General features: G+C 48.4%; 13 protein-coding genes. 1 reads left to right on the forward strand and 12 read right to left on the reverse strand.

The genetic code is table 11. From position 1 onward, the window contains the following. Positions 1-24: 24 nt before the first annotated feature. On the forward strand, positions 25-624 hold the full coding sequence (locus HW560_RS04985) for a TetR/AcrR family transcriptional regulator (protein WP_179262229.1): 600 nt from the start codon (positions 25-27) through the stop codon (positions 622-624). A gap of 146 nt (positions 625-770) precedes the next feature. On the opposite strand, the gene HW560_RS04990 is transcribed toward HW560_RS04985, so the two are convergent. From HW560_RS04990 to cysK, 12 genes are all read right to left on the reverse strand, one after another. After that, positions 771-2,108, reverse strand: coding sequence for a TrkH family potassium uptake protein (locus HW560_RS04990; RefSeq protein WP_179262231.1), 1,338 nt, complete (start codon positions 2,106-2,108; stop codon positions 771-773). A 189-nt stretch (positions 2,109-2,297) separates the two neighbouring features. After that, positions 2,298-3,815: a lysine--tRNA ligase gene (gene lysS / locus HW560_RS04995; RefSeq protein WP_062329341.1), complete on the reverse strand. Its 1,518-nt coding sequence runs from the start codon at positions 3,813-3,815 to the stop codon at positions 2,298-2,300. 121 nt (positions 3,816-3,936) lie between these two features. Beyond that, positions 3,937-4,413 carry a transcription elongation factor GreA gene (greA, locus tag HW560_RS05000; RefSeq protein ID WP_076292137.1) on the reverse strand — a complete coding sequence of 159 codons (477 nt, stop codon included), beginning with the start codon at positions 4,411-4,413 and terminating at the stop codon, positions 3,937-3,939. Positions 4,414-4,657: 244 nt separating this feature from the next. Then, positions 4,658-5,677 carry a tRNA dihydrouridine synthase DusB gene (gene dusB, locus HW560_RS05005; RefSeq protein WP_090905171.1) on the reverse strand — a complete coding sequence of 340 codons (1,020 nt, stop codon included), beginning with the start codon at positions 5,675-5,677 and terminating at the stop codon, positions 4,658-4,660. Between the two features lie 136 nt (positions 5,678-5,813). Then, positions 5,814-6,017 (reverse strand): helix-turn-helix domain-containing protein, encoded by a 204-nt coding sequence (locus tag HW560_RS05010; protein ID WP_090905175.1) that lies wholly within the window; start codon positions 6,015-6,017, stop codon positions 5,814-5,816. Beyond that, the gene (gene folK, locus HW560_RS05015; RefSeq protein ID WP_090905177.1) at positions 5,969-6,517 is read right to left on the reverse strand and encodes a 2-amino-4-hydroxy-6-hydroxymethyldihydropteridine diphosphokinase; all 549 of its coding nucleotides are present in this window, start codon (positions 6,515-6,517) and stop codon (positions 5,969-5,971) included. Before folK ends, HW560_RS05010 begins: the two co-directional genes overlap by 49 nt. Before the next feature lie 9 nt (positions 6,518-6,526). Then, positions 6,527-6,889 (reverse strand): dihydroneopterin aldolase, encoded by a 363-nt coding sequence (gene folB / locus HW560_RS05020; protein ID WP_090905179.1) that lies wholly within the window; start codon positions 6,887-6,889, stop codon positions 6,527-6,529. Positions 6,890-6,991: 102 nt separating this feature from the next. Beyond that, the gene (gene folP / locus HW560_RS05025) at positions 6,992-7,855 is read right to left on the reverse strand and encodes a dihydropteroate synthase (RefSeq protein WP_090905181.1); all 864 of its coding nucleotides are present in this window, start codon (positions 7,853-7,855) and stop codon (positions 6,992-6,994) included. Next, positions 7,852-8,736: an aminotransferase class IV gene (locus HW560_RS05030; protein WP_090905183.1), complete on the reverse strand. Its 885-nt coding sequence runs from the start codon at positions 8,734-8,736 to the stop codon at positions 7,852-7,854. Before HW560_RS05030 ends, folP begins: the two co-directional genes overlap by 4 nt. A gap of 2 nt (positions 8,737-8,738) precedes the next feature. Next, on the reverse strand, positions 8,739-9,314 hold the full coding sequence (pabA, locus tag HW560_RS05035; protein WP_079347471.1) for an aminodeoxychorismate/anthranilate synthase component II: 576 nt from the start codon (positions 9,312-9,314) through the stop codon (positions 8,739-8,741). 46 nt (positions 9,315-9,360) lie between these two features. After that, the gene (locus HW560_RS05040) at positions 9,361-10,932 is read right to left on the reverse strand and encodes an anthranilate synthase component I family protein (RefSeq protein ID WP_090905249.1); all 1,572 of its coding nucleotides are present in this window, start codon (positions 10,930-10,932) and stop codon (positions 9,361-9,363) included. 141 nt (positions 10,933-11,073) lie between these two features. Further along, a complete protein-coding gene (gene cysK, locus HW560_RS05045; RefSeq protein ID WP_179262233.1) occupies positions 11,074-12,012 on the reverse strand; it encodes a cysteine synthase A in 939 nt (312 codons plus the stop codon). Positions 12,013-12,258 lie beyond the last annotated feature (246 nt).

The following is a 12,258-nucleotide window of genomic DNA, read 5'->3' on the forward strand; positions in this document are numbered from 1 at the left end:
AATCAACAATGATATAATCCTTATATGCCTAAAATAGTTGATCATGATAAACAACGTCTGCTCGTAGCCGAAGCGGCTTGGCGTGTCATCCGAAGAGATGGCATGGAACAGGCCTCCGTACGAAATATTGCGGTAGAAGCAGGAATATCGGCCGGGTCTATGCGCCACTACTTTTCAACCCAATCGGAACTACTCCTATACGCAATGAATCTGGTATCCGAACGGGTATCGAATCGAATCACACAGATGTCCTTTAATTCATCTCCTTTGGAGAATATGAAGCTTCTGTTATTAGAACTCTTGCCAAGCACGGATGAAAAAATGGCCGAAATGGAGGTGTGGTACGCTTTTACAGCCAAGTCCAAAAGCGACCCTGTTCTCAAAGAGCATGCCGACAAAGTCTATAACGAGCTCCGACACGCGATGGCTACGGTTATCACCTACCTCATGGAGCTCAATCTCTCCCGTACAGACCTTGATAAGGAGCTGGAAATTGAACGGCTGTACGCACTGTTCGACGGTTTGGGAATTCATGCGATTCTTCGTCCTGACCAGATGAACACCAAGATCATGGAGGATATCCTTACTATGCATCTTGCAACGTTATGCCGGGATGCAGAATAACATACCGTCAAATAAATTAAAACAGCTCTACTCTTCGTACCAACAGGAACCGAGTATTTGCTTCTATGTAAAAAAAACCGTCAGGCATTCGTTGTAACTAACCTATTCCATAAAGGGTTAGTCCTAGATGCGTGACGGTTTTCTTTTTATCCAATAATAATCCGGCCCTCCGGATGGCGATACAGCTTCTTCTCTTTGCGCGGACGAAGTGCGTATGCGATAGTGAGTGGCCCGATACGTCCGATAAACATCGTGAAGGCGATAATTACTTTTCCCCATGCCGTTAATTCATGCGTTACCCCCACCGACAAACCTACTGTCCCAATTGCCGAGGCCGCCTCAAACATGAGTGAAAGGAACGGTGCGTCCTCTGTCGTAAGTAGTAACATTACCACAACCATGAATATGATCAAGGAAACCATAATAATCGTCAATGCTCTCATCAGCAAATCTTTCGGAACACGCTGACGGAAAAATACAATATCTTTATTGCCACGAATCATGGCATACACCGCTCCAATCATAATCAGGAACGTTGTCGTCTTGATCCCACCCCCGGTTGATCCCGGGGAAGCCCCAATAAACATCAACAGAATGAAGAAGAACTGGGTTGCCTGCCTCATCTGGGTAATATCAATGGTGCTCGTACCCGACGAACGTGTAGAGACCGATTGGAAGAATGAGGCATAGATCTTTTCGCTCCAACTGAGAGGCGCCAGAGTGTGCCCATTGGTGAATTCAAATACAAAAAGTACAATGGCACCAATACCAATCAGCGCACCTGAGACGGACAATACCAGTTTGGACTGCAACGATAAGCGGCGACGCTTGCGGAACTCAAACAAATCATTCAGCACCACAAAGCCAAGTCCACCCGATATAACCAGTACGGAAGCTGTCAGGTTAAACAACCAGTCGCCTGTATAATACTGAAAACTGTTGCCAAACAGATCAAAACCACCATTATTAAATAATGATACCGAGTGAAAAGCACCATAGTATACCGCCTGCCAAAAAGGCATCTCCGTTGCCCAGCGGAGTGCCAGTATAACGGCAGCCACACCTTCAATGGTAAACGAAAAAATCAGCACTTTGCGGATAATGCGAACAATGCCTTCCATACTGTCAGCGTTGATCGCCTCTTTCAGCAGCAGTCTGTCCTTCAGCGAAATTCGCTTACCTAATACTAATGCAAACAACGTTGCGATGGTCATGAAGCCAAGTCCACCTAGCTGCATAAGCACCATAATCACAATTTGACCAAACAGGTTGAAGGTTGTCCCTACATCCACTACAACCAACCCGGTTACACATGCGGCAGAGGTAGACGTAAACAGCGCATCAATAAACGCCAAATGCTCACCGCTTTGATTGGAGATAGGTAGCATGAGCAGAATCGTACCGATCATGATAATAAGCATAAAACCACCAACCAGAATCAATGGGGGTGATAGGAATTTAGCAATGTGAAGCCTAAACTTCATGGAGGGCACCTCTTTTAACATAATACAAGCAGGTAGGCGAACAAATTCTGACACCACACTTTGATAACACATGCTCTTCAGACGAATCTGACACTTCAATGCCTATGTAAACCTAAAGAGGAACTTGCCACAGCATCATACTGAACGGCAGGTTCCTCTTCTATTATGAACGAGTCAAACGTTCCTTATTTAATCCTGTGTACGAGGACGCATGTGCGGGAAGAGCAGTACGTCACGAATGGACGGCGAGTTGGTCAACAACATGATCAGACGGTCAATACCGATCCCCAGTCCACCTGTTGGTGGCATACCATATTCGAGCGCACGGATGAAATCATCATCCATTTCGTGTGCTTCGTCGTTCCCGTGTTCTTTCTCCAGCAATTGTGCCTCAAAGCGCTGACGCTGATCAATTGGATCATTCAGCTCCGTAAAGGCATTTGCATGCTCACGTCCAACGATAAACAGCTCGAAGCGGTCCGTGAAGCGTGGATCTACATCGCTTTTCTTCGCCAGCGGCGAAATCTCAACCGGATGCCCCATAATAAAGGTTGGTTGAATCAACGTCTCTTCTACAAAATGTTCGAAGAATGCATTCAGAATATGACCAAATGTCATATGCTTTTCAACTGGAACCTTATGTTCTTTCGCCAAACGATGAGCTTCCTCGTCCGTCATGTGCACGGAGAAGTCCACGCCTACCACTTCCTTAACCGCGTCTACCATCGTTACACGACGCCATTGTGGTGTAAGATCCACTTGATAGTCTGCATATTGAATAACTTGTGTACCAAGCACTTCCTGTGCAATGTGAGCAACAAGATTCTCAGTCAAACGCATGATATCCTGATAATCGGCATATGCCTCATAAAGTTCAATCATCGTGAACTCAGGGTTATGACGTGTCGACATTCCTTCGTTACGGTATACACGGCCGATCTCATATACCTTCTCCAGACCGCCTACAATCAGACGTTTCAGGTGAAGCTCAATCGCAATCCGCATGTACAATTCCATATCAAGTGCATTATGATGCGTGATGAATGGACGCGCAGCGGCTCCACCAGCGATGGTGTGCAGCGTCGGCGTTTCCACTTCCAGATAACCCAGAGAATCCAGGTAACGGCGCATCGACTGAATGATTTTGGAACGAGTAATGAAGGTCTGCTGCACTTCGCGATTCATAATCAGGTCAACATAGCGCTGACGGTAACGCAGCTCTACATCCGCGAGTCCATGATATTTATCCGGTAGTGGGTATAGTGATTTGGACAATACTTCAAGGTTTTGAACCTTAACCGAAGTCTCACCTGTCTTGGTTTTGAAGATTACCCCAGAGACACCTACAATATCCCCTAGATCGAGCAGGCTGAACGCGGCGTATTTGTCTTCCGGCACAGTATCCTGACGAACATAGATCTGGATTCTGCCGCTCAGGTCCTGAATATGTGCAAAGCTCGCTTTACCCATTCCCCGCTTCGCCATAATCCGTCCGGCAATACTGACTTCGATGTGCTTCTCTTCCAGCTCTTCCTTGGTCAGTTCTTCATACTTCTTCAGAATGGAGCCGGCTTCTTCCGTACGTACGTATTTTTGGCCAAAAGGGTCGATTCCCAATTTGCGGAGCTCGTCCAATTTGTCGCGGCGAATTTGTAAAAGCTCACTTAGTTCGGTTTCGGTTTCCTGATTCAAGACTTCATCCGTCATGATCTATATTCATCTCCTTATTTACATTGCAGGCATCTTCAGAGGTATTCTGCCTCAAATGTTGAAAAAAGCTTCCCTAAGGAAGCTTTTGTCTCCGTACCCGACTGCTTCATTGCTTATATTACTTTTTGATGTCTACAATTTTATATTGAATTACGCCAGCAGGCACACTTACATCAACAACCGTACCTTTTTTCTTGCCCAGAATGGCTTTGCCAACAGGGCTTTCGTTCGATATTTTGTTTTGCAGCGGATTGGACTCCGCAGTACCTACAATCGTATATTCCGTGATATCACCGAATTCCAGATCTTCTACAGTGACTGTTGCACCCACGCTTACAGCTTCGGTATCGATCTCGTCGCTGTTGATAATCCGTGCGTTCCGGAGCAATTTCTCCAACGTAATAACGCGGCCTTCAATGAATGCCTGTTCATTCTTCGCGTCTTCGTATTCGGAGTTCTCACTAATATCTCCATACCCGATGGCTACCTTAATCCGTTCAGCCACTTCGCGGCGCTTCACTGATTTCAGCATTTCCAGTTCTTCTTCAAGCTTCTTAAGTCCCTCTGGTGTAAGGATAACTTCCTTATCGCTCATCTCAACCGATTCTCCTGTCATGGGAATAATTTGATTGCACGGCAACGGAACCGGTGCTGTTTACAGAGCTCCGCCCGCATACATCTTCAAAACTATATGAAGTTCTCCGGAGAAACAGAACGTTCCTCCTGATGCACTAGCCTTATGACGCACATGGCGAATTTATACTGTGAAATTATAGGGGAACGGTCTCGAAAAGTCAATGTTACGCCCCCTATAGCTGTAAACGTTTTACAGCAGGAGATCAGGAAGCATTTTCGGCTAGTGCCGGTTCTGACTCCAGATTGCCTTCGATATGCAGCTGGGATACAAAATTCTCCAGAATATGCACCATCTCATCACGTTTGGTTTCTTCCATAATAACGTCCTTGATGCGGGCAGATCCTTTCAGCCCTTTCAGATACCAAGCCAGGTGTTTACGCATCTCGCGAACAGCAACAGCCTCACCCTTCAGTGCAATCAGACGGTCCATATGCAAAATGGCAACCCGAATTTTCTCTTCCCCATTCGGGTCAGGAAGCAGTTCGCCGGAACTCAGGTATTGAATGGTACGATACAGCATCCATGGGTTACCCAGGGCGGCACGACCGATCATCACTCCGTCACAACCCGTTTCATCCAACATGCGACGGGCATCTTCCGGTGAAGATACATCTCCGTTCCCGATCACCGGGATGGAGACAGCCTCTTTTACATTTTTGATGTGTGACCAGTCCGCTGTGCCTGTATAGAGCTGTTCACGTGTACGGCCGTGCACACTTACCGCTTGGCCGCCAGCACGTTCAACCGCAAGTGCATTCTCAACCACGTAGATATGCTCGTTATCCCAGCCGATCCGCATCTTGACGGTAACCGGCTTATCCACCGCGTCCACTACAGCGGATACCATTTCATAAATTTTGTTCGGATCAAGCAACCAGCGTGCACCTGCATCACAGCTCGTCACTTTAGGCACAGGGCATCCCATGTTGATGTCGATGATGTCAGCATTGGTTTCTTTGTCCACAATTTTGGCTGCTTCTACGAGGGCTTGGCGATCTCCCCCCCAAATTTGCAGGCTCAGCGGTTTCTCACGCTCATCGACAAACAACATCTCACGCGTACGCTTGTTACCATGTACAATGGCTTTGCCACTCACCATCTCCGCACATACGAGGCCTGTTCCGAATTCTTTTGCGATCAGACGAAAAGCCGGATTACATACGCCAGCCATCGGCGCAAGTACGACCTGGTTTTTCATTTCAATGTCACCAATTTTAAGCATGGTAGTCGTCCCACTCCTTTTTAAATCCGAGACTCTTGTATGAATCCTGGTTGTTTTTAATTCTTTAATACTTCTTGCTGTATAAAATAAACGAATAATGACGATGTTTTCTTGTGGTAATTAGTAAAAAGCGGCCTTAGTTCCCCTGTAATTCCTCAATACTGATCGACAGTACCCCGGCAATTAGATTCAACTCCCGTTCAACTACTTTGCGGTTGCCTCGTTCAATCATACCCAGAACGGCCAGAGATATGCCCGTCTCAGCAGCGAGTTCCTGTTGTGTTAAACCTTTCAGCTTCCGGAAAGCCCGGATTCGATTGGCCAATTGCACGTTTTCCAAAGCTGTATTCCATCCTTTCCATCCAGTACAGACAACGATGATTGTACAAAGGCATACAAACCTGAATGCTCGTCTTCGGTTACGATGTCAGCCAGTGGCACCAATACAAACGCCCGTTCACCCATCCGTGGATGCGGCAATTGCAGCCGTTCGGTATCACTTGTCTCTCCATCCATCCAAAGCAGATCCAAATCGACTGTACGAGGGCCCCAACGGATATCACGAACCCGCCCAAGCCTTGTTTCAATATCCAGCAGTTCCATGAGCAGCTGCTCCGGCAAAAGTGTAGTCTGTACCGCAGTTGCCATATTCAAAAACGCTGGCTGGTCCACATAACCTACAGGCTCCGTCTCATACAACGCAGAACAGCGCAAGACGGATATATGAGGATGTGCATCCAGCAACGTTAACGCCTCAAGCAGCGTCTGTTCCCGGTCACCCAAATTAGCCCCTAAAGCAATATAAGCCTCTGAAGATTCAGAGGTCGAATGTGCAATCATGATCGGTTCTCACTTTCTTGTGCGGCGAAGCTCTACAGTCACGCCCCCAAAATGAATATCAAAAGGCGGATGTGGCTTCGTCACCTTGACTGTCAGTGCATTGATAATAGTATAAGTGTCTAGTAAAGAAGATGCAATATGTTCGCCCAAAGCTTCAATTAACTGGAATGATTTATTTTCAACGATCTGTTTCACCAGCTCATGGATTTCCGCATAATTGATGGTTTTGGTCAAATCATCGGTACGCCCAGCCTCGCCCAGATCCATATCGATCTCCAGATCAATATAATAACGCGCCCCCAGCTTCCGTTCCTCGGCAAATACGCCGTGATATCCGTAATACTCCATTCGATGCATTACCATTCTATCCATAAGTTCCGCCTGCCCTCTATATATAATGAAATCATGGTTCGAAATTCGCTCCTGTTGCAAAACGCTGCGCTTTCACTGGACGGGTCACCGAACCCGCCAACATCATTTCCTCCGCAAGCCTGGAGAGGCATACAGCATGGCATCACACATGTCCACCGTGCGCCGAATCGGCTTCACATCATGAACCCGGACCATCTGGCATCCTTGGGCTATGCCAAAAGCAACCGTAGCGGCCGTACCTTCCAGCGCATCATCTGCCTGTACCTGTAAGGTGTTCTGGATAAACCTTTTACGCGAGGTGGCAAGCAGAACGGGATATCCCATCTCATTGAGTAACCCGAGCGATGACATGAGCACCAGATTTTCGTTCAGATCCTTCACAAAGCCAATGCCCGGGTCCAGAATAATCTGATCGGGGTGTACTCCGGCCTCTAGCGCAATCTGTATACTCTCTTGAAGATCACTGACTACGTCAACCAAATAGTTGGTATAGTCTCGTTCTTGCCGGTTATGCATTAGGATCAGAGGACATCCCAGCTCTGCCGCAGTACGTGCCATCTCCGGGTCAGCCTTGGCACCCCACACATCATTGATGATGTGTGCTCCAGCCTGAATGGCCTGACGAGCGACATCTGCCTTATAGGTGTCCACCGATATCGGAATATGTGGAGCCTGCTGCCGCAGTGCTTCAATGACCGGAATGATCCGGCTTAGTTCTTCATCAGCACCAACGATATCTGAACCCGGACGTGTAGATTCCCCGCCAATATCAATGAGGTCCGCGCCATCCTCCATCATCTGAATGGCGTGAGCCACCGCTCGCTCCACATTGGTATAACGTCCCCCATCCGAGAAGGAGTCCGGTGTGACATTCAGAATACCCATAATAAGTGTACGTGTGCCAAGTTTTAGCTCCGCTGGCCCCCACGCATAATTCCGTTCATAAATGACTGGTGTAAGTGTCATGAAGTATACCCCGCTTTCTGCCGGTACATACCCAGAAGTGCTTCTGTAACCGGGCCTATATGTCCGCTGCTGATTACCGTTTCCGTTCCAGCTTGATCCCGCAATATAGTAACTGGAACGAGTTCAGCAACAGACCCTGTCAAAAAGATCTCATCAGCCTGCAACAGCTCCTCCCAAGGGAACAGCCCTTCCTGACAAGGCATTCCTTGCTGAGCTGCAAGCTCCAGTACAACGGCTCTGGTGATTCCCGGCAAAATACCAGTAGCAAGTGCTGGCGTATAGAGTACGCCTTGTCTCACCCAGAACACATTGCTGACAATCCCCTCAGCTATGTAGCCCTCCCGGGTTAGTTGCAGCCCTTCCGCTCCTTGCACATGCTGCCCGTATCCGTTCAGTTCCCGTTTCGCCAGAATGCTGTTCATGTAATGCAGTGATTTGAACCGCACTTCTCCTTCAGGCGTGTTGCGGGGCGTCGACAGACGTTGAAGCATTTTCCCATTTTCATATAGAGATGGAGAGGGTTCAGGTAGTGCTTTTGCCAATACGATATGATTGGGTTTCCCATAATCTCCTGAAGGTAGTCCGAGCGGAGCCTCGCCCGCAGATACCGTATAGCGCACATAGGCATCCTGGAGTTCATTCGCAAGCAACAGATTGCTGATCCAGTTCGTTACCTCCGCTGCTGTTGCTGTGAATGGAATGCCCAGTTCACGACACCCTGAAGCCATCCGCTCCAAATGACGCTCCAGCAGAAAAGGGGCTCCCTGATACGTCCGAAACGTCTCGAACAATCCAAGTCCGTACAAAAAGCCGTGATCCGTCACCGGAACCACGGCTGCCGCCATATTAACCAATTCTCCGTTTATCGCGGCATATTTCATCTCTATACCTTTACCTGCTGAGACAGGAAGTTACGCAGCATTTGATGACCGTGATCCGTAATGATGGATTCGGGATGGAACTGAACACCTTCAATCGCATATTCCTTGTGACGCAAGCCCATAATCTCGCCTTCCGCCGTCTCGGCCGTAATCTCCAGACAATCTGGCAGACTGCTGCGCTCCACGATCAAAGAGTGATACCGCGTTGCCGTGAAGGGAGATGGCAATCCGGTAAATACGGATGTTCCATTATGATGCATCTCTGATGTTTTGCCATGCATCATGCGGTCCGCACGAATAACATTACCTCCGAAAGCCTGTCCAATCGCCTGATGTCCCAGACATACGCCGAAGATCGGAATACTGCCCTTGAAGTGGTCAATGACCGCCAGACTAATGCCGGCCTCATTCGGAGTACAAGGCCCCGGTGAGATCAAAATATGATCAGGTGCCAACGCCTCAATGCCTGCCAGATCAATCTCATCATTACGGCGAACTTCCACCGTCTCCCCCAGTTCACCCAGATATTGAACCAGGTTGTATGTGAAGGAATCATAATTGTCGATAACCAGTATCATATCTTTGTTCCTCCTATTCTTCCGTCCACACAGGACGGCTGCTTGATTATTTTAATTTAACGGCTTCCGCTTCCTCGCTGTAGTTCACTGCCCTCATCATGGCTCTTGCCTTGTTGCGGCACTCCTTGTATTCCCGATATGGATCGGAGTCGATAACGATGCCCGCTCCTGCCTGTACATAGCCCACTCCATCTTTAATGGAAAGTGTACGAATGACGATGTTCAACTCCATATTGCCACTGTAGTCCATCCACCCAATCGAACCTGTATACGGTCCACGACGCACAGGCTCCAGTTCTTCAATGATTTCCATGGTGCGAACTTTGGGTGCACCCGTAATCGTTCCACCTGGGAACGTCGCTGCAATCACATCAAATACCGATAGTCCGTCTGCCAGCGTCCCCTCGACTTGAGACACCAGATGCATGACATGCGAATACTTCTCGATCGTCATCAGTTCAGGCACATGCACTGATCCGTAGGCTGCAATTCGACCGATATCATTCCGCTCCAGATCGACCAGCATAATATGCTCTGCCCGTTCCTTCTCACTGTTCAGCATCTCAGCGGCCATCAAGTCATCCTCAGCTTCATCTCGGCCTCTTCTCCGAGTGCCTGCGATCGGACGAGCGCTTACCTTGCGATTATCCACCTTGACGAGCAATTCAGGTGAACCGCTCACCAGTTGAAAGTCCGGACTACGCAGCATCCCCATATAAGGAGATGGATTCACGAGACGCAGCCATTCATAGATATGTTCTGCACTGGACTTCAGACGTTTTTCCTGCCGCAGGGACAGGTTCACTTGAAACACATCCCCTTGCCGGATATATTCCTGCACTGTGCGTACCGCCTGCTCAAAGTCCTCTTGAGGAAAGGAAGTATGCCATCCTTCCGTTTCCCCCTCCGAATCCGCTGATTGCGCACTGAGATGAATGTGGCTATGACGATGCTCCAATGCCTGCTGCTGCTCTTCCGCCTGGGCAAATCCCAAAATATGCAGCCATCGCTGCTGCATGGCCGCTGCTCGCTCTTCTGCTTCTGCGTACAGCCCGCGAAGCTGAGCTTCATCCTGATTCGGCCGTACAGCCAGATGAACCATGCAGAACAGTGCCTGCTGCTCATGGTCATACGCCCATATTTCTTCAAACCGCATCCACCAATAATCCGGAAGAGCCGGGTTGTCTTCTGCCAAGTTTGGCAGCTTTTCCAGGGATCTGGCTACGTCATAGCTCAGATAGCCTGCACATCCACCGCCAAAGTCTGGAGCCCCGCTCACCTTTGGTGCACGGTATGGCGCAGCCCACCTTTTTAATACTTCAAGTGGTTTACCACTATCTGTTTGGGTACCGCCTTGAATGAGATCTTGAATAACAGCCTCGTTGCCCTTGCCGGAAATAACGGATACCGGGTTTAATCCCAGAAAGGTATATCTTCCGCCTTTACCATTCTCCAGTACCATTGCATAGGGTGACGCCTGCTGCCAGGCTGCTTCCCACGTTAACGGTAAACCGCCATGATACGGTCCCTTATCCGACTTAGTTATATACGGCATCATGGTCCAACCTTCTCCGGCCCACTCTGTCCAGTCGGCGTATGTTGTCATCAGGTGTGTCATTGCGGTTTGCCGCCCTCCATCTGTCGCTAGTTCTATTGTCTGATAGTATACTAAAGCGCCGCTGCTTTTAAAAGCATTCAGCAAAAAATCCTCCACACCCGGCATGCGGGCAAGGAGGATTTGTTTCATCACTTGTTACACTTAAGCTTCGAAGTTGTAAAGTGGCGTACTGAGGTAACGTTCACCGTTACTTGGCACAATCACGACAACGCGTTTGCCTGCACCCAACTGTTTGGCCACTTGCAGCCCTGCGCGGATAGCTGCACCGGAAGAAATACCGGACAGAATGCCCTCTTCCTTCGCTACCTGACGAGCCGTCTCGAACGCATCGTCATTCTCGATGTGAATGATTTCGTCATAGATTTCCTGATCCAGAATCTCAGGAATAAAGTTAGCACCGATCCCCTGGATTTTGTGAGGGCCCGGTTTGCCGCCTGCCAAGATTGGCGAAGCTGCTGGTTCAACGGCAACGATTTTAATCCCAGGGAAGGATTCCTTCAACACTTGGCCTGTACCTGTAATCGTTCCGCCTGTACCGATTCCTGCAACGAAAGCATCCAACGTACCGCCTACAGATTGAATGGCTTCAACAATCTCAGGGCCAGTCGTTTCATGGTGGATCTTCACGTTGGCTTTATTTTTAAATTGCTCAGCCATGAAATAAGATGGATTTTCCTTAAGCAATTCCTCAGCTTTTTTAACTGCACCATTCATACCTTCGGCTCCCGGTGTGAGCACAAGCTCAGCTCCGTAAGCGCGAAGCAGGTTACGACGCTCCATGCTCATCGTTTCCGGCATAACAATAACAGACTTGTAGCCTTTGGCTGCAGCCACCATAGCGAGTCCAATTCCTGTGTTACCACTTGTTGCTTCGATGATGGTATCACCGGGTTTCAGCTTGCCTTCTTTTTCCGCTTCTTCCACGATGCTAATCGCGATACGGTCTTTGACGCTTGAACCTGGATTCTGGTATTCCAGTTTCACGAACACTTCAGCACTGCCTTCAGGTACGATACGGTTCAGACGAACAAGCGGAGTACCTCCGATGAGTTCTGTTACGTTATTAACTACTTTAGCCATATGAATGCCCTCCTTAGTGGGATGAATACTACTTAAGTCCTGTTGCCACATACATGTGCGGCCGAGCAGCCTCTAGATGTTATAAAAGAACTACGGAAATCCGTCTGAGTCCATTCCATCTGCAATAAACCGGACAGAACCTGGGTTTTCCGAAGATTTCTTTGTTCATATAAATGGTTTTAATCCGAGTAAATGAGTAGGTTTTTGATTATTTTTATCTTATCAACGTTATACCCCATTGTCAAT

The sequence above is a fragment of the Paenibacillus sp. E222 genome (assembly GCF_013401555.1).
Taxonomy (GTDB): Bacteria; Bacillota; Bacilli; order Paenibacillales; family Paenibacillaceae; genus Paenibacillus.

Excerpts from the sequence above, each read along its gene's own strand:
- greA (WP_076292137.1), bottom strand. The coding sequence starts at position 4,413 with ATGAGCGATAAGGAAGTTATCCTTACACCAGAGGGACTTAAGAAGCTT.
- HW560_RS04985 (WP_179262229.1), top strand. The coding sequence starts at position 25 with ATGCCTAAAATAGTTGATCATGATAAACAACGTCTGCTCGTAGCCGAA.
- HW560_RS05030 (WP_090905183.1), bottom strand. The coding sequence starts at position 8,736 with ATGAAATATGCCGCGATAAACGGAGAATTGGTTAATATGGCGGCAGCC.
- pabA (WP_079347471.1), bottom strand. The coding sequence starts at position 9,314 with ATGATACTGGTTATCGACAATTATGATTCCTTCACATACAACCTGGTT.
- cysK (WP_179262233.1), bottom strand. The coding sequence starts at position 12,012 with ATGGCTAAAGTAGTTAATAACGTAACAGAACTCATCGGAGGTACTCCG.
- HW560_RS04990 (WP_179262231.1), bottom strand. The coding sequence starts at position 2,108 with ATGAAGTTTAGGCTTCACATTGCTAAATTCCTATCACCCCCATTGATT.
- folP (WP_090905181.1), bottom strand. The coding sequence starts at position 7,855 with ATGACACTTACACCAGTCATTTATGAACGGAATTATGCGTGGGGGCCA.
- dusB (WP_090905171.1), bottom strand. The coding sequence starts at position 5,677 with ATGCTTAAAATTGGTGACATTGAAATGAAAAACCAGGTCGTACTTGCG.
- folB (WP_090905179.1), bottom strand. The coding sequence starts at position 6,889 with ATGGATAGAATGGTAATGCATCGAATGGAGTATTACGGATATCACGGC.
- lysS (WP_062329341.1), bottom strand. The coding sequence starts at position 3,815 with ATGACGGATGAAGTCTTGAATCAGGAAACCGAAACCGAACTAAGTGAG.
- HW560_RS05040 (WP_090905249.1), bottom strand. The coding sequence starts at position 10,932 with ATGACACACCTGATGACAACATACGCCGACTGGACAGAGTGGGCCGGA.
- folK (WP_090905177.1), bottom strand. The coding sequence starts at position 6,517 with ATGATTGCACATTCGACCTCTGAATCTTCAGAGGCTTATATTGCTTTA.